This is a genomic window from Flavobacterium adiutor, from assembly GCF_048282555.1.
GTDB lineage: Bacteria > Bacteroidota > Bacteroidia > Flavobacteriales > Flavobacteriaceae > Flavobacterium.
In genome coordinates, this window is the sequence record NZ_CP182487.1 from 4,678,559 (window position 1) to 4,697,040 (window position 18,482).

The 18,482-nt window shown below is 31.4% G+C and carries 16 protein-coding genes; 11 read left to right on the top strand and 5 right to left on the bottom strand.

Annotated elements, in window-relative coordinates; genetic code table 11:
* The first annotated feature begins 87 nt into the window (after nt 1-87).
* From ACNC7R_RS19795 to rpe, 6 genes are all read left to right on the top strand, one after another.
* Nucleotides 88-855 carry a hypothetical protein gene (locus ACNC7R_RS19795; protein ID WP_417942747.1) on the top strand — a complete coding sequence of 256 codons (768 nt, stop codon included), beginning with the start codon at nt 88-90 and terminating at the stop codon, nt 853-855.
* Nucleotides 856-3,639 (top strand): TonB-dependent receptor, encoded by a 2,784-nt coding sequence (locus ACNC7R_RS19800; RefSeq protein ID WP_417942748.1) that lies wholly within the window; start codon nt 856-858, stop codon nt 3,637-3,639.
* A gap of 3 nt (nt 3,640-3,642) precedes the next feature.
* The gene (locus tag ACNC7R_RS19805; RefSeq protein WP_417942749.1) at nt 3,643-4,869 is read left to right on the top strand and encodes a DUF4249 domain-containing protein; all 1,227 of its coding nucleotides are present in this window, start codon (nt 3,643-3,645) and stop codon (nt 4,867-4,869) included.
* A gap of 13 nt (nt 4,870-4,882) precedes the next feature.
* On the top strand, nt 4,883-6,682 hold the full coding sequence (locus ACNC7R_RS19810) for a hypothetical protein (RefSeq protein ID WP_417942750.1): 1,800 nt from the start codon (nt 4,883-4,885) through the stop codon (nt 6,680-6,682).
* Nucleotides 6,683-6,893: 211 nt separating this feature from the next.
* Nucleotides 6,894-7,757, top strand: a complete 864-nt coding sequence (locus ACNC7R_RS19815) for a sigma-70 family RNA polymerase sigma factor (protein ID WP_007804760.1) — start codon at nt 6,894-6,896, stop codon at nt 7,755-7,757.
* A gap of 198 nt (nt 7,758-7,955) precedes the next feature.
* Entirely contained in the window at nt 7,956-8,618 is a 663-nt protein-coding gene (gene rpe / locus ACNC7R_RS19820) for a ribulose-phosphate 3-epimerase (protein ID WP_417942751.1), read from the top strand.
* Here the strand turns inward: rpe and ACNC7R_RS19825 are convergent.
* Both ACNC7R_RS19825 and ACNC7R_RS19830 read right to left on the bottom strand, forming a co-directional pair.
* Nucleotides 8,595-9,368 carry a DNA/RNA non-specific endonuclease gene (locus tag ACNC7R_RS19825; RefSeq protein ID WP_417942752.1) on the bottom strand — a complete coding sequence of 258 codons (774 nt, stop codon included), beginning with the start codon at nt 9,366-9,368 and terminating at the stop codon, nt 8,595-8,597. The two genes, rpe and ACNC7R_RS19825, sit on opposite strands and share 24 nt — an antisense overlap.
* Nucleotides 9,369-9,445: 77 nt before the next feature.
* Nucleotides 9,446-11,632, bottom strand: a complete 2,187-nt coding sequence (locus ACNC7R_RS19830) for a carboxy terminal-processing peptidase (RefSeq protein ID WP_417942753.1) — start codon at nt 11,630-11,632, stop codon at nt 9,446-9,448.
* A 183-nt stretch (nt 11,633-11,815) separates the two neighbouring features.
* Here ACNC7R_RS19830 and surE point away from each other — a divergent pair, with 183 nt between their 5' ends.
* Genes surE through ACNC7R_RS19855 form a run of 5 tightly spaced genes read left to right on the top strand, consistent with a single transcriptional unit; the run spans nt 11,816 to nt 16,596 of the window.
* On the top strand, nt 11,816-12,595 hold the full coding sequence (gene surE, locus ACNC7R_RS19835) for a 5'/3'-nucleotidase SurE (protein WP_417942754.1): 780 nt from the start codon (nt 11,816-11,818) through the stop codon (nt 12,593-12,595).
* Nucleotides 12,588-12,860 carry a hypothetical protein gene (locus ACNC7R_RS19840; RefSeq protein WP_417942755.1) on the top strand — a complete coding sequence of 91 codons (273 nt, stop codon included), beginning with the start codon at nt 12,588-12,590 and terminating at the stop codon, nt 12,858-12,860. Before surE ends, ACNC7R_RS19840 begins: the two co-directional genes overlap by 8 nt.
* A gap of 44 nt (nt 12,861-12,904) precedes the next feature.
* Nucleotides 12,905-14,023, top strand: coding sequence for a lipid-A-disaccharide synthase (lpxB, locus tag ACNC7R_RS19845; RefSeq protein WP_417942756.1), 1,119 nt, complete (start codon nt 12,905-12,907; stop codon nt 14,021-14,023).
* 11 nt (nt 14,024-14,034) lie between these two features.
* Complete coding sequence (locus ACNC7R_RS19850; RefSeq protein ID WP_417942757.1) at nt 14,035-14,520, top strand: C40 family peptidase; 486 nt, start codon at nt 14,035-14,037, stop codon at nt 14,518-14,520.
* 42 nt (nt 14,521-14,562) lie between these two features.
* Nucleotides 14,563-16,596, top strand: coding sequence for a ComEC/Rec2 family competence protein (locus ACNC7R_RS19855; protein WP_417942758.1), 2,034 nt, complete (start codon nt 14,563-14,565; stop codon nt 16,594-16,596).
* Nucleotides 16,597-16,605: 9 nt separating this feature from the next.
* On the opposite strand, the gene ACNC7R_RS19860 is transcribed toward ACNC7R_RS19855, so the two are convergent.
* The 3 genes from ACNC7R_RS19860 to ACNC7R_RS19870 all read right to left on the bottom strand — a co-directional run bounded on the left by ACNC7R_RS19860 (nt 16,606) and on the right by ACNC7R_RS19870 (nt 18,471).
* A complete protein-coding gene (locus ACNC7R_RS19860) occupies nt 16,606-17,055 on the bottom strand; it encodes a thioredoxin family protein (protein WP_417942759.1) in 450 nt (149 codons plus the stop codon).
* 262 nt (nt 17,056-17,317) lie between these two features.
* The gene (locus tag ACNC7R_RS19865; protein WP_417942760.1) at nt 17,318-17,767 is read right to left on the bottom strand and encodes a thioredoxin family protein; all 450 of its coding nucleotides are present in this window, start codon (nt 17,765-17,767) and stop codon (nt 17,318-17,320) included.
* Between the two features lie 236 nt (nt 17,768-18,003).
* Nucleotides 18,004-18,471: a thioredoxin family protein gene (locus ACNC7R_RS19870; RefSeq protein WP_417942761.1), complete on the bottom strand. Its 468-nt coding sequence runs from the start codon at nt 18,469-18,471 to the stop codon at nt 18,004-18,006.
* Nucleotides 18,472-18,482: the final 11 nt, after the last annotated feature.

The following is an 18,482-nucleotide window of genomic DNA, read 5'->3' on the forward strand; positions in this document are numbered from 1 at the left end:
TAACGTAATTTAAAAATAATTTTATTACATTTTACCAGCTTTAAGTTTTTTTTATAACAATTTTTCATATTTTTGAAACCCAACTTAATGCAAACAAAAATAACAATCTCATTGAAAAAAAATCAAAAAACAACGATTTACCTACTGCTAATCAGTCTATTTTTAAATATTTATTACACACAAAGCCAAAATAACGAGAATTTATCATTGTACGATTATTTCGATAATGCGGTTGGCAAAGACAACCTCAATATTAACAATGGTATTGTACATAGTGAACCTTTTCGTCTAATGCCAAAAAACAACAGGTATTATATTGATGAATTTAGTCTTGGAGATATAAGTTTTGAAGGCGAAATTTATACCCATGTTAATATAAAATATGATATACATGATGATCAGGTGATATATAAACAAAATGGCGAAACAAATAATTTTCCTATAACAATTATTAAAGATAAGGTTGATTTCTTTACTATCAAAAATAAAAAATTCGTCAATTTAAAATCTGAGTCAGTCAAATTCCCTAAAATTATTCAAGGAATATACGAAGAGGATTTTGCAGAGAATAGCGTTTCTCTGTATACAAAACACCGAAAAGAAAAAATAAAAGTATTGCAGGCTGATATAGTTTATTATAAGTACATATACAATAATGATTTTGTCCTAAAATACAAAAACTTTTTTTACAACGTTCAATCTCAAAAGGATATAAAGACCATTTTCCCTTCCATTAAAAAAGAAATAAATGACTTTTATAAAACAAACCGAAAGTTAGAACATTTAGATAAAAAGCAATTTATGGAAAATCTGGTAAAACAAATCAATGGTCTTTTAAGAAAAAGTTCTAATTAAATGAAAAAAATTACTCTATTATTAATTCTATTTATCTTTCAACACCTTACATATTCTCAGATCATTAGTGACAAAGTTTCTGTTGAATTAAAAAATGCTAATCTTCGGGCTGTTATCCAAAACATAGAACAAACTTCTTATTTTAAATTTTATTTTGATGAAAAATGGCTGGAAAATGACAGCATATCCATCACGGTACAATTTAAAGAAGTTCGAATAGCTTCTATTCTTGAAAAAGTCTTACAAAATACCAGTTTTAACTTTTACATCTCTGAAAACAAAATTATATTAAGCAACAACAGTATAATTTACGACGAGTTACCCGATAATTATTTTGGGATACCTTTAGAAAAAGATGAGAATGGAGAAATAACTGCCCCTGTTTTTTATCAGCAATTTGATTCGTTAAAAAGAGAGAACTCAAAAAATCCTTATAAAAATAGTAGAGATATTATACTCATTGGCAAGGAAGCAAAAAGCCCAAAAAAGAAAACTTATACTCTTTCTGGCTATATAAAAGGGGGTAAAAATAAAGAAGCACTTTCTAACATATTAGTTAAAATCCGAGGTACTGAATTTACAGCTACAACAGATAAAAACGGATATTATAAATTACAGGTTCCTCCCGGAATGAACATAGTTGAGACAGAAACTTTTTCATATGATAAAATTTCCAAAAGAATTATGGTTTATAATGATGGCTCACTTAATTTCAACTTATTGGACAATGTGAACCAACTGGATGAAGTTTTAGTGAAAACAAATAAAAATAAAACCGCAAAAGCTGCAATAACAGGAGTTACAACAATTGATACTGAAGGAATTAAAAACGTGCCTTTGGTCATGGGAGAAAGAGATATTCTAAAAGTTGCCCTAACGCTACCGGGAATAAAAACAGCTGGAGAAGGTTCTTCCGGATATAACGTAAGAGGCGGCAAAGAAGATCAGAATTTATTTTTACTGGATCATGCTGTTTTATATAATCCGGCTCATTTTTTTGGATTTTTTACTGCGTTAAATCCTTATACAACAAAAAAAGTTGACATTTACAAAGGAAGTATCCCTGCTGAATTTGGAGGCAGGCTGTCATCTGTTTTTGATGTTTCTACGAAAACCGGAAATTTTGACAAGTTTGAAGGAGAAGGAGGAATAGGCCCCGCAACAAGCAATTTAATGATTTCTACTCCTGTAATCAAAGGAAAATCAAGCCTCATTATAGGAGGTAGAGGTAGTTACTCTAACTGGATTTTAAAAAGTTTGGATGATGAAAAATTAAAAAAAAGCCAAGCCTCTTTTTACGATTTAATTGTTAGATACAATCATAAAATAAACATAAATAATGATATTGAATCTACATTATATTATAGTAAAGACAAATTTAGTGTTTCATCGGATTCATTATACAAATACAGCAATAGACTGGCAACATTAAAATGGAATCATAAGTTTAATGAAAAAAATAAGGGATCTCTAATTTTAACTAACAGTGAGTACAAATTTAATATTGATTATCAACCTCAGGGAACAAACTCATTTGATTTTGGCTACAAAATTAACGAGACACAATTAGCCACAAAAATGACTTATTTCTATAATGAAAAACATAAATTTAGTTACGGTATCTCAAGTAAACTTTATAGTATTGATCCGGGATATTTAAATCCTAAAACCTCTCAATCTTCATTAATTCCAGTCAATGTAGAAACAGAAAGAGGGCTGGAATCCGCTTTATATGCTGGTGATAATTTTAAAATTAGTGATAAAATTTTATTTGATTTTGGCTTGCGCTATTCATCATTTGCAGCATTAGGAAAATCTACTCAAAGAATTTATAAACAAAATCTTCCTATAAGCGACGCTACAGTTATTGAAACAAAAAACTATGGAAGTAATGAAGTAATTAAACGTTATGGAGGATTAGAACCCAGAATTGCAGCAAGATATTTTTTAACCGAGGATCTCTCTATTCGTGCAAGTTATGACAAAACATACCAATACATTCATTTATTATCCAACAACACAACCCAATCCCCTACAGATATCTGGAAGCTTTCAGATTTAAATGTTAAACCGGAAAGTGCACAACAATTTTCTTTAGGTTTTTATAAAAATTTAAAAAATGATGAATTAGAACTTAGCTTAGAAGGCTATTATAAAAAGTCTAAAAACATTTTAGATTATAAAGTTGGAGCCGACTTACTACTCAACGAAAACATTGAAACTGAACTTCTACAAGGAGAAGGTAAAGCTTACGGCGTAGAAATATTACTAAAAAAAGCGGAAGGAAGGCTCAATGGATGGATAGGATATACTTATTCAAGGTCATTAATAAAATTAAATAGTCAGTTTAATGAAGAAAAAGTGAATGACGGAAAGTATTTTGCTTCAAATTTTGATAAACCTCATGATTTTAGTGCAGTTTTAAACTACAGGTTTACTAAACGTTATAGCTTTTCAAGCAATTTTATCTATCAGACAGGTCGCCCCATAACGTACCCTATTGGAACTTATGATTACGGAAATGGGCAATACACAGTTTATAGCGACCGTAATAAATTCAGGATCCCAGATTATTACAGATTAGATATCGGTATTAATATTGAAGGAAATCATAAAATAAAAAAATTAGCACATAGTTTCTGGAACATTTCGGTATATAATGTTTTAGGAAGAAATAATCCGTATTCTGTGTTTTTTGTAACAGATAAAGGACAAATAAAAGCCTACAAAACTTCAATATTCGCTATTCCAATTCCTAGTATTACCTATAATTTCAAGTTTTAAATTATGAAATATTTAAAAAAAATATTCCCTTTTTTTCTTTTAGTATTTGCCTTAACAAGTTGTACAGAACAATACGTTTTCCAGAATAATGATTTTGAAAGTGCTCTTGTCGTGGAGGGAACAATTACGAATGAATTAAAAAACCAGACTATAAGAGTATCCCAGGTTTATCAGCTTGAAGAAACTGGCCCTAAATTTGAAAACGGAGCGAATGTATACATTACTGATGACCAAGGAAATGAATATCAATTTGAAGAAAAAGATACGGTTTATGCCTCTATAACTCAATTCAAAGCAGAGCCAGGAAGGAAGTATCAATTAAAAATAAGAACCAAAGAAGGAAAAAATTATATATCCGACCATCAAATCTTAACCACCGAAACTAAAATTGATAATCTAACTGCAACAGTCGCAACTGTTGAAGGTCAAAAAGGAGTCCAAATAAATGTAAATAGTTATGACCCTTCTAACACATCAAAATATTACCGATATGAGTATGTTGAAACCTATAAAATTATAGCCCCAAAATGGAATCCCAACAATGCTATTGTAGTCTCAACACCTGCAATTCCTCCTAATCCGGCTGAAGATTTTCCTGGTTCTCCGGCTAAAGAAACAATCGTAGTAGTCCCTAGGAATTATGAAAGCCAAACTTGTTTTTCAACTAAAAAATCTGATAAAATTATTTTAAATACAACCAGTACCCTAAGTGAAGACCGTGTTCATTATCCGGTGCGTTTTATAAGCAACCAAAATTATATCATATCGCATCGCTACAGCATTTTTGTAAAACAATATGTTCAAAATTTGGCAGCCTATACTTTTTATAGAACTTTAAATGATTTGTCAACAACAGGAAATATACTTACTCCAAAACAGCCTGGATTCATTTATGGAAATATAAAATCTGTAGAGAATCCTTCTGAAAAAGTTATTGGATTTTTTGAAGTCTCCTCTGTTTCTTCCGAAAGAATTTATTTTAATTATGCCGATTTGTTTCCTAATGACCCTCTTCCTCCTTATTATGAAACTGATTGTGACATACAAGAGTTTGATAATTGCGATGGTGATCCGCCGTGTAAAGGAGCTATATTACGTTCTTTAATCCGTACAAGATCAAAAGTTTTATTTTCATGGAATTATCTGTCCCTTTTTTATATGGTAAATCCTCCATGTGGAGACTGCACCACTTTTTCGTCTAATATCGTTCCTCCTTTTTGGGTAGATTAATCTTTAAAAAAATATGAAACTTTTTTTCGCACATAATCAAACCTTAGTCCTGGATAGAATTAAAAATCTTCATATCATAATTCTTTTGCTGTTGGGAAATCTATTAGTTTCTGCGCAAAACAATAATTTTCAGGGAAAAAATCAAAATATAAATACATTAACGCAGGAAACTATTTACCTGAATTCAAATACGACTACTTTCCTAACAGGAGAAACATTGTATTACAAATTGTTTTGCTTAAACCCTCTGAATAACACACCAAGCTTAATTAGTAAAATAGCCTATATTGAACTCATCGATAATAGTAAAAATTCGCTTCAACAAACTAAAGTTTATCTTGAAAAAGGAATTGGATCTGGAGAATATTTTATACCTACAACTCTAAAAACAGGCAACTATAAGGTAATAGCTTACACAAAGTGGATGCTTAATAATCCTAAACCACAAGTGAATGAAATAGATATTTTTATCATAAATCCGTTTCATGCTCAGGAATCCAATGAAAACATCACTTTTGACACAAATTCAAAAAGCATTATCACAACGTTTCAAAACTCTGTATCCGGAAATTTAAACAATGAAAAAAGAGTGGATTTTGAATTTGACAAAGAAAGTTATTACACTAGAGATAAAGCTACTATAAAGATAAAATCGCTAACAGAAACAATTCAAAAAGGCAATTATTCTATTTCAATCCGAAAAGTTGACAGGATTCCCACTTTAAAGCAATCAACCCCTCAGGAGTTTGTACAAAAATCAGTTAACAATTACACAAATTATAAGGTAAATACTTTTAATTACATTCCAGAATTAAGATCAGAATTAATTACCGGAACAATTATATCTAAAAATAATCTTCCTGTAAACGACAAATCCATTTCACTATCCTTGCCTGGGAAAGAGTTTGTTTTAAAAATAGTTAAAACAAATGCTGAAGGTAAATTTGTATTTTTACTGGATCAATTTCCAAATTTTTCAAATGCGATAGTTCAGATTATAGATGATAAAAATGAAGATTATACCATTGCCTTTGATCCATTTCCGAAATTTGATACTTCAGGATTACAATTTACAGCAAAACTTAATCTATCATCGGATCTTAAAAAAGATATAGAACAAAGATCAATTGCGAGTCAAATAGAGAATACTTATTACCAAATAAAAAAAGACAGTATTGTAACTGAAGATGTAATAAATCCGTTTTTCAAAACTATTGAAAAAGTCTATCTTCTTGATGATTATACACGATTTCCAACCTTAAAGGAAAATATCGTCGAAATTATTACAGAACTTTATTATCGCAGGGAAGACGGTAAATATAAATTACGTGTTCGAAATGACCATAAAGATTTAGAAATATATGGCCCTCCATTAGTACTTGTTGACGGACTGTTAATACAGGATCCGAGCTATTTATTTGATTACAACATGGGAAATATGGACAAGATAAGCCTAATTAACGAACCTTATGTTTATGGCCCTAATCTATATGGAGGAATGATTAGTTTTGAAACCAAAAACAGTGATTTTGCTATCACTTATGCTAAAAAACACCTGAAGACAATAGAGATTCAGCGACCAAATCCTAAAAAGAAATACTACAAACCGGATTATAAAGCCGGAAACAACTTAAAAAGAATTCCAGACTACAGATACCAATTATTGTGGGAACCTAATATCTCTTTAGATAAAAAAGAAGACATCGTCTCTTTTTACACATCAGATCTGAAAGGTAACTTTGAAATTGTTCTGCAAGGTTTTACCGATAGTGGACATCCTGTTTATGTTTCTAAAAACATTACTGTCAAATAACTATTTAGTTTACTCTACTATCTATAAAGTTCGTATTTCATGTAACCAAAAAATCGATAACCGCAAAATATTCAAATAATTACTTTTTTTAATTATCAAAATCAATTCAAATTAATCAATCAATAAAAAATTTAAGTCTTTTTTTGTAACTTTCGTGATACTCCTTACGTATAATAACTTGTACACTTTAAAAAAATAGGGAGACAACAACATGAGACAACTTAAAATCACCAAGCAGGTAACCAATCGTGAAACTGCATCGTTAGACAAATATCTACAAGAAATTGGAAAAGTTGACCTAATTACCGCTGATGAAGAGGTAGAATTAGCACAAAGAATAAAAGCTGGTGATCAAAGAGCTTTAGAAAAACTTACAAAAGCCAACCTGCGTTTCGTAGTATCTGTGGCCAAACAATATCAAAATCAAGGATTAACACTTCCTGATTTAATTAACGAAGGAAACTTAGGATTGATTAAAGCGGCTCAGCGTTTTGATGAGACCCGTGGTTTTAAATTTATCTCTTATGCAGTTTGGTGGATTCGTCAATCTATTCTTCAGGCTTTGGCAGAACAATCACGTATCGTTCGTTTACCATTAAACAAAATTGGTTCTATCAATAAAATCAATAAAATGTATGCCCTATTAGAGCAATCTAACGAGCGCCCGCCTTCTGCTGAGGAAATTGCAAAAGAACTAGACATGACTGTAAATGACGTAAAAGAGTCTATGAAAAACTCTGGACGTCACTTATCAATGGATGCACCTCTTGTTGAAGGAGAAGATTCTAACCTTTATGATGTATTACGCTCAGGAGAATCTCCAAACCCTGACAGAGAATTAATTCATGAATCTCTTCGTACAGAAATTGAACGCTCATTAGAGACACTGACTCCAAGAGAAGCTGATGTAGTTCGTTTGTATTTTGGTCTTGGCGATCAACACCCAATGACCTTAGAAGAAATTGGAGAAACTTTCGACTTAACACGTGAGCGTGTTCGTCAGATTAAAGAAAAAGCAATCCGTAGATTAAAACACACTTCCAGAAGTAAAATCCTCAAAACTTATTTAGGATAAACAATATTTGTTTCAGGTTTAAAAGTTTCAGGTTGCTTTACAGAACTTGAAACATGAAACATGAAACCTTTGTAACGCAAACAACAGTTTGATTGACTGTTCGTTTTTTGATTGATGATTGAAACTCCGGCTGATTACCGGAGTTTTTTATTTTTTATAATTACCTTTGCAAAAAATAACACATCACAACTAACAAAAATGAAAAAAACTCTTATTGCTCCTTCTGTTCTGGCAGCTGATTTTGCAAATTTACAACGTGATATAGAAATGATTAATAATAGCCAAGCTGACTGGTTTCATATTGATATTATGGATGGAGTTTTTGTTCCGAATATCTCTTTTGGAATGCCTGTTCTAGAAGCAATCACAAAACATGCAAGCAAAACAATCGATGTACACCTAATGATAGTCGATCCTGACCGTTACATCAAAACTTTTGCAGATCTGGGAGCCAATAATTTAACCGTACATTACGAAGCATGCAACCACTTACACAGAACCTTACAAGCTATCAAAGCCGAAGGAATGAAAGCTGGCGTTGCTATTAATCCACATACAAATATAGATTTATTAGAAGATGTAATAAATGACATTGACTTAGTTTGTATTATGAGCGTAAATCCTGGCTTTGGCGGACAATCTTTTATTGAAAACACTTATAATAAGGTTAAAAAACTCAAAGATTTAATTACACGCAAAAACGCTTCAACACTTATCGAAATTGATGGAGGCGTAACCAACAAAAATGCAAAACAACTAGTAGATGCGGGTGCAGATGTTTTAGTTGCCGGAAGTTTTGTTTTTAAAGCAGAAAATCCAATAGCAACTATAGCCGACTTAAAAATCCTTACTGCTTTTTAATTTTTTCAGATTAGGAAAGAAATCAATTCCAGTCATCTCTTCTAAAGTCTCAACAGGAACTACAAACTCATAAATTCCCTTTTGGCTTTTTTCATTCGGAATCAAAAAAGCAATTGCTTTGTGTTCCTTTCCTGTTTTAGCCAAAACAATTTTATAAAAATATTTAGGAACAGAAACTTTTTCTGTTCCTATTTTTTTATCCGAATCCCTAAGAACACCTCCAGTAACTACATAAATAGCATTATATTTTCCGGCCCAATAGCGAACTTTATTTTCTAAACGATTCCAGATTCCGCTATTAAAATCATGATTTTGAGGTGAAATATTCGACGTATAAAAGGTATCATCATAAGCTTTTTTATCAAACTCCATATCGCCTGCGGGGCACAAATGCCCTTTGTCATATCCTGATTTTTTGTAATTTCTCCAGTCTGCCGATCTGGTAGTTACCTTTGGGTCTTCAATAAAATAAGGCCTTTTAAAATCATTATCTCTTAAATACTCTTTTTTTAATTCATATGCCACCCATTCTGCCTGTTCAAATTTCTCACTGTATGACAACGTATAATAATCATGTTTTACAATCTGTTTTGTCGTAGAAGTTGGAAGATAATCAACAGTATAAGCTGATTGCGAAATATTTTGTTTGTAATCAACAAATATATTTTGAGCCATCAATACTTTATTTTCATCTTTTTTACAAGAAATTGCAAAAAACGTAATTAAAAATAAAACGAGTATTCTTTTCATGTAGGTTATGTTTTCAAAAAAAAGCTCCATAAATTAAAAAATATGGAGCTTTAACTTTTATGTAAGTTTAATTACTATTAAGACTTAACCACTTTGTCTTTTTTTAATTTAGAGGAATTGGTTTGTTTATTAACATTGTCTTTAGGCTGTAGATCGTCTAATACATTTAGCGCCTCCTCAACATATATGTCTTTTGACAAAGCCTTATGCCATGCCTCTCTTTTTTCTTTTAAAGAAGGATCTTTAGCCATATCAAGATTTTCATAAGGCAATGATTTAAAAACAAGATTGTTTTTATAATCAGCAATTGGTTTATATTTTTTGCCCTCGCTTTCGACTTGTTCCTGTGTGGCTTTGAAGTTTTTTATATTTAAGCTGTATGTGTTTTCTTTGTTTTTAACATCAATCCATTTAGCATTATCCTCTATTAATTTAAACTGAGGATTTTGAGCAATTCTAAGTTTGCTATTGGATATCGCCTGATTAAAGTTTTCGTTTGAATTCCAAATATTATAGTTTGCAGGATCTATTTTATCCCAAGGCATTGCATTATCCATATCGCGTTCACCCATTTTCAAATAAGCATAACGATCCGGCATGACAACATCGCTTTTTACACCTTCCAGCTGAGTTGAACCTCCATTGATTCTATAAAACTTCTGAGCAGTTGCTTTCAAGGCTCCGAAATCACCAAAATCACTATTACGAACAAACTGATTCAAATCGATAACAGTTTGAACCGTACCTTTACCATAAGTTTGTTTGCTACCAATGATTACACCTCGTTTATAATCCTGAATTGCTGCCGCCAATATTTCAGATGCTGAGGCAGAAAAACTGTTTACCATTATCACCAATGGACCATCCCACTCTATTTTTTTATCTTTATCGTATAAAACCTCTTTTTTCTTTCCTGCTGATTTTACCTGAACAATTGGCCCTTCTTCGATAAAAAGTCCGGCGATATCAACTACAGTCGAAAGTGATCCACCACCATCATCACGCACATCAAGCACGATTCCACTAATATTTTCTTTTTTAAGCCTTTCAACTTCAAGTGCAATATCTTTACCCGCATCGCGACCGTCTTTGTTTTCAAAATCGATATAAAATTTAGGCAAATAAATTACACCATATTTCAAACCATTTTTTTCAACAACACTTGACTTAGCGTATGTTTCTTCTATTTCAACTACATCCCTGATGATTGAAATGACTTTAATACTTCCATCTACCTTTTTAACAGTAAGTCTTACTTCTGTCCCTTTATGCCCTTTGATTTTTTTCACAACATCATCAAGACGCATACCCACTACATCCACAGGTTCTTCCTTTCCTTGTCCTACTTTCAGGATCAAATCACCGGCTTCCAGCTCCTTGCCTTTCCAGGCCGGACCTCCGGAAATCAATTCATCAATTTGGGTGAAATCGTTTTTCTTAGTCAGTCGAGCTCCGATTCCTTCTAATTTTCCACTAATATTTACATCAAAACGATCTTTCTCTTCTGGTGCAAAGTAACTTGTATGAGGATCAAAACGAGTCATAATTGAATTGATGTAAACCGAAAACCAGTCGCCTTTGTCCAAATCTTTTATGTTCCCAAAAGACTCATCCAAAGATTTTAAAGAACTTTCACGTGTTTCTTTCTCTAAAGCCTCAAAAGATTTTACGGTATAAGCCGGATCTGTTTTCTTTTTATCTTCCTCTAATTTTTGCTTTGTAACAAGGGATGAAAGTGTCGATAATTTAATTTGTTTTCTCCATCTTTCATTTATTTCTGCTGTATTCTTTGCATATGGAATTTTTTCATAATCTGCGTTAAAAGTTTCGTCAATATTATAATTAAATGGCTGAGCCAAAAGAATTTTATATCTTTTTTTGCTCTCTTCCATACGTTTCATTAACCTTGCATAAGTAAGATTAAAAAATGTCAAATCCTTATTAAGGAACTGATCATCCAGCATAAGTTCGTATTGTCTGAATTCATCGATATCAGACTGCAGAAAAAACCTTTTTGAAGGGTCCAGCGCATCAATATAATCTTTGAAGATTCCTTTTGAAAATTCATCATCTATTGGAGGCGGATTATAATGCCCTTTTTCTATAACAAAGGCCAATAACTCCAAAAGCATTTTGTCTTTATTAGGATCCGGATCTATGGTTTTATCTGCATTTACTTTGAATGCAAACAAAGTTGCAGACAAGCATAATACGGCTATAAGGATTTTATAATTTCGTTTCATAAATTTAATAATAGCATTCATCAATTTTTTTCTCTAAGTTATAGTAAAATTCAAGCCAATAAAGCCAATCCCTCTATAATTTTTTGTTAAAGATATAAAAATCTTTTAATCACTAAAAACATTGATAATTTAGTTGACAAATTTTGATTTATTTGTTGTTATTCTATGAAAATCTGTGGCTACATTTGTTTTAAATCTTTATTTATGAAAATTAAAAGGCCTTTAATATTAGTGACCAACGATGATGGCATTACCGCTCCAGGCATAAGGAGTTTAATAGAAATTATGAAAACCATTGGAGAGGTAATTGTTGTTGCTCCCGACAAGCCTCAAAGCGCAACTGGTCACGCTATTACTATAAACAATACTTTATATCTTAACAAAATTTCTAAAGAAAACGATCAAATCACAGAATATAGCTGTTCAGGAACACCTGTAGATTGCGTTAAATTAGCCGTAAATGAAATTTTGAAAATGAAACCTGACTTATGTGTATCGGGTATCAATCATGGTTCAAATTCTTCTATAAATGTAATTTATTCCGGAACCATGAGTGCTGCTGTTGAAGCAGGAATTGAAGGAATCCCGGCTATAGGTTTTTCTTTACTGGATTATAATTGGGATGCCGATTTTGAACCAATTAAAACATTTGTAAAAAAAATAGCTATAGAAACACTTGAAAAAAAATTGCCACAAGGTGTTATTTTAAATGTTAATTTCCCAAAACTGAAAGAAAAAGAAATCAAAGGCATTAAAGTCTGCAGACAGGCAAAAGCAATGTGGGTGGAAAAATTTGATAAGCGACAAACTCCTTTTGGAAAAGACTATTACTGGCTTTCAGGCGAATTTATAAATCAGGATAAAGGAGATGACACAGATGAATGGGCATTAGAAAACGGGTATGTTTCAGTAGTACCAGTTCAGTTTGATTTGACTGCCCATCATGCGATTCAACAACTAAATACATGGAATTTAAATGAATAAAAAAGACGTACTCTTTGGCTTTATTATCGGAATTTTCACTTCTTTAGTTGGAACTTGTTTGTTCATTACTTTTTTTACAGAATTTGATATTCTATATGGAGTCAAAACCATTAAAAACAATGGTTATCTAGGAAAAGTAATTACATTAGGTACCACTTTAGATCTTGTCGTTTTTGCCATTTTGTTAAAAAAGGATAAAGAACCTATGGCAGGTGGCGTCATCTTTGCAGTGATTATTTTGACATTCTTAACTTTACTAATTTAAGTTACTATCTTTGTATTACATTCTTTTAAAAAATACTAAAAAGTATGAAATACTACATTATTGCAGGCGAAGCATCTGGTGATTTACATGGTTCTAATTTAATGAAAGCCTTATATGAAGAAGATCCTAAAGCTGAAATTAGATTTTGGGGAGGGGATTTAATGCAAAAAACAGGCGGAACTTTAGTAAAACACTATCGTGAACTGGCTTTCATGGGTTTTGTCGAAGTCGTTTTTAATTTAAAAACGATATTAAATAATATTAAATTCTGCAAAAGAGATATTTCAGAATTTCAGCCTGACGTTATCATTTTTATTGATTATCCAGGATTTAATATGCGAATTGCCAAATGGGCAAAAGCACTGCATTATAAAACACATTATTACATTTCACCTCAAATCTGGGCATGGAAGGAAAGCCGGATTACAGCAATAAAAAATGATGTAGATAAAATGTTCGTAATTTTACCTTTCGAGAAAAGCTTTTACGAAGACAAACATGGTTTTCCGGTAGAATTTGTCGGGCATCCTTTAATTGATGCTATTCATAATCAACCCTTTTTTGATGAAGTTATTTTTAGAAAAGAAAATCAATTAAGTGATAAGCCAATTATTGCGGTCTTACCTGGTAGCCGAAAACAGGAAATCACAAAAATGCTCGGCGTAATGTTAAGCGTTGTTGATGATTTCAAAGATTATCAATTTGTAATTGCCGGAGCTCCCAGTCAGGATTTTGAATTCTACCAGCAATTTATTGCAAATAAAAACATCAAATTCATTTCGAATAAAACGTATGATTTGTTACGCTCTTCAGTAGCGGCTTTAGTCACTTCAGGAACTGCAACTTTAGAAACTGCACTTTTTAAAGTTCCTGAAGTAGTTTGCTATAAAGGAAGTTGGGTGTCTTATCAAATTGCAAAAAGAATCATTACTTTAAAATATATTTCCCTGGTTAATTTGATTATGAATGAAGAAGTCGTAACCGAATTAATTCAAAATGAATGCAATACAAAAAGAATCAAAGAAGAGTTACAAAAATTATTAGTTACGGATTATCGCCAGAAAGTATTAAAAAAATATGATCTTTTAGAACAAAAACTTGGAGGAATTGGAGCCAGTAAAAAAACAGCCCGTCTTATTGTTGCTGATTTAAAAAAACAATAAAAAATTTCATCTTGAAAAAGGCATTTTTACTAATACTGTTCCCTATTTTGTTGATATCATGTAAAACAGGTTCCATTTCAAATAAAGAGTCTAAAAAAGACACAAAATATGTAGTAAACAAATTAATTGAAACAGCAACTAATAATATTGGAGTAGGTTATAAACCTGCAGGCACGACAAAAGCTGGTTTTGATTGCTCAGGTTTAGTCTTTTCTACTTTCAAAACAGAAAATATTGAACTTCCCAGAAGCTCTTACGAACAATCGAAAATTGGAAGAGTAATAAAATTCGACGAAGCCAAAAAAGGAGATTTAATTTTCTTTAAAACCAACAAAAGTAAGCAGATTAATCATGTTGGACTTATAACAGAAGTAAGCCGCGATGAAATAAAATTTGTCCATTCCTCTACTTCCAAAGGAGTAATTATTTCGTCAACAAAAGAGAATTATTATAAAACTTCATTTGTTCAGATCAACAGAATACTTGAAGAATTTTAAATAAAAAAGGATAATTCTTACATTTTTTAATACTTTTACATTATGAAAGTATTAAATTACCCTTTGAGTAAAATCACGATTTTCTTTATAACTGGAATTTTAGCCGGTTATTATTTGCAGCCTGGTTTACTTTGTATAAGTTTCACTGTTTTTTTAGCTTTACTCTCTCTTATAACTTCTTACTTTTTATCACTAAAGAAAAAGAAACTTATCCTCTTTTTTAGCCTGAATACCTATTTAGTAGCGTTTTTCATTGGCTGCCTCACTTTGTTATTTCATACGGAATCTCTACAAAAAACAAATTATACAAATTGTAAAAAGGTTTTCGAAGAACCACAACAAATAACTTTTTGCCTGCGTGAGAAACTAAAAAGCAATGACTACAATGACAGATACATAGCAATCATTAACCGAATTGAAAATCAAAATTACACGGGAAGAATTATTGTAAATATCCAAAAAGACAGCTTACCTAACCTGCTTGTAATTGGCAACACAATTCGCTTAAAAACCACATTACAGCAAAATAGCAGCCCCAAAAATCCGAACCAGTTTGACTATGCCAGATATCTAAAAGATAAACAAATCTATGCGCAGGTTTTTGCAACTAAATCAGAAATAAGAATTAACAAAACAATAAAAAAAGACATTTGGTATTACACCGCAAAATTACATTCAAGGATTGTAAACAACCTTAACAAACAACATTTTGCCCCTACTGAAATGAATGTTGCCTTAGCTCTCATTTTGGGACAAAGACAAGAAATAGCTTCTGATATTATTCAGGATTATCAATTTTCTGGTGCTACGCACATCCTTTCGGTTTCAGGACTCCATGTCGGCTTTATTATGCTCATTATTGGTTTTGTTCTAAAACCTATTGGAAATACACGAAAAGGTTCTTTTATAAAACTACTTGCCATTCTGACGTCTCTGTTTACCTTTGCACTAATTTCAGGTTTATCGCCTTCTGTACTGCGTTCGGTAGTCATGTTTTCATTTCTTGCGATTGGCAATCATCTTCGAAGAGGCAACAATACTTATCATACTTTATTAGTTTCCCTTTTTTTAATATTACTTTTTGAGCCCTATTTTTTATTTGATGTAGGCTTCCAATTAAGCTATCTGGCACTTTTTTTTATTATTTGGCTCCAGCCAGAACTAAAAAATATATGGAAGCCTAAAAACAAAATTGCAATGAACATCTGGAATGTTTTGACCGTTTCCTTTGCTGCGCAAATTGGCACTTTACCACTCTGCTTATACTATTTTCACCAGTTTCCCGGATTGTTTTTTGTGACCAATATTGTTATTATTCCGATTTTATCTCTCGTGATGATTGTTGGGATATTGGTGATGATTTTAGCCGTTCTTAATACCGTTCCACAATTTCTGATTCAAGTTTTAGAAAAAAGTATTTACCTCTTAAATAAAGTTATTCATATTGTTGCCTCCTTTGATTCCTTTGTAATCAGAGACATAAGCTTTAACAGTCACTATCTGCTGGCGTTTTATTTATGTATAATTCTTAGCATCATTTGGATAAAAAGACCCAGCTTTTTAAAATTTACAGGTGTTTTGAATGCGATAATCATCCTGCAACTTTCTTTTATTTTCACCAAAAAAGAAATACAAAGTCAAAAGGAAATCATTGTTTTCAACGTGAAGAAAAAAACAATTATTTCCAAAAGAAACGGAAAAGAGGTTACCATATTTGGGTACAATCCTTTAAAAGATTCAGCACAAAATATGATTTTAAACTCGTATTTGACGGCTAATTTTTGTCAGTTAAAAAAGACTTCAAAAATTCAAAACACTTTATATCTCAACCACCAAAAAATTTACATCATTGACAGCACAACTGTCTATCCAAAAATGATAAATCCTGATATCTTGCTATTGATCCAATCTCCCAAAATTAATCTGGAAAGGGTTTTAAAAAATTTACATCCAGGGATAATTATTGCTGATGCATCAAATTCCTATTCCATTCAAAAGATTTGGAAAACGACCTGCTTAAAACAAAAAATCCCTTTTCACTCTATTAGCGAAAAAGGATTTTACAAATTAAACTAAGTAATTAAATTATTGCCTATTCAATACTAAATTGGAATCATTTATCCAACCTTCTACTCCACCGAAATTATAAGGAAGTTTGCCTAATATATTAAAAGCTCTTTCATCATTTCTCACAAAAGCCTTTGCAAGATAAACTTCGGGAAGATTTTGAACTCCAAAAGCTTTTTTTAATTTAATATTCTGATCTCTTTCTTCGGTTGATTCATCTGTTTCAGAAAAGTCAAGTTTTAGTAAAACAACATTTTTGCGAGACCATTTTTCAAAATCTTCAGTTTTAAAAACTTCATTTTGTAAATCTTCAGGTGCATCTGTTGCTGTAAAGAAAATAAGTATTGGTTTTTTTACTTCATTGCTTAAAATTATAGCATCTGTAATGTTGGTTTTCCACTCTAATCCCTGTGATTTCATTGAAATGCCAATCAAAAAAAATAATGGAATAAGTAATTTTCGGCTCATATTAAATTGGTTATCGATTGTAATTAATGAACTAAATTAACATAAAAATAAACATCAAAAGCCCCATTTTTAAACAAATATCACAGACAAAATGTATTAAAATGAAATTAATTATTTATTAGTAAAATTTTAAATTAAATTAAATTTTTGATGCTTAAAATTTCAAATATTGAACCGTTTCTAACTTCTTTTTATATAAAAAACCCTCTTCAGCAATGGCTAAAAAGGGTTATAAATAAAGTAAAAAATTTAATTTAGGTTCTTATTCACTCGGATGTAAAATTGCCTCCGATTCAGAAATCCATGCTTTTGCACCTCCGGGCTTATATCCAATTTTGCCAAGCGCCTGAAATGTTGTCTTACTTTTTCTAATTGATGCGTTTGCAAAACAAACTTCTGGCAAATCCTCAACACCGAATGCATTTTTAAGTTTAACATTTTGCTCTTTATCAAGATCTGATGCATTCATGTCAGATAAATCCAATTTAACTAAAATTACATTATCTCTAGACCAGACTGCAAAATCAGGTGTTTTAAAAACTTCGTTCTGAAGATTATTTGGAGCACTCGAAGAAGTGAAAAAGATCAGCATTGGCTTATTTTCTTCATTGCTTGCAGCTATTGCGGCATCCATACTCGTATTCCAAACTACATTTTGAGCTTGAAAAGTTAGGGATCCTAAAAATAAAATTAGCAGGAGTATTTTTTTCATCATAGTATAAAAGATTTGGTTTGTTAGCAAAACGAAATTAACATTATATTTTAATTCTACAAGATTTTTTAGCATTAAAATTATTTAATATGTTTTTTTAAGTGCAATATTTTAAGAAAATCAAATAGAACCCAAAACAGCTCAAACAAAACAGAAATATTTTCCTACCAAACAAAAAAATCCTCTCACATCATATTTATGTGAGAGGATTCATGCTATTTTAAAAATGTGTTTTTTTACATTTTTTGAGATTTAATTATTCCGTCAGCAACTGCAAGCCATGCTGCTGGACCACCGGCAACATAACCTGTATTACCAAGCCCTTTGAAATTCACTTTGCCGTCTTTGCTTTCTGCATTTGTAAAATAAACAGTTGGAAAACCCTGTATTCCAAATGCTTGTTGTAATTCGGCGTTTTGATTCTTAATTTCAGGAGTCTGAGCTGTTCTTTTAGGATAATCTAATTCAACCAAAATTACATTTTCTTTAGCCCATTTTTGAAATTCTGGCGTTTTCAGCACTTCATTTTGCAAACGAATACACCAGCCACACCAGTCGCTTCCCGTAAAAAACATCATCAAAGGTTTTTTCTCTTTATTGCTGATTGCTATTGCTTCCCTCACATCTGTATGCCAATTTAAGTCCTGAGCTTGTAAAGCAAAAGAACCTATTATAAAAAAAGCCAGTATAAATATTTTTCTCATTTGGTTTTAAT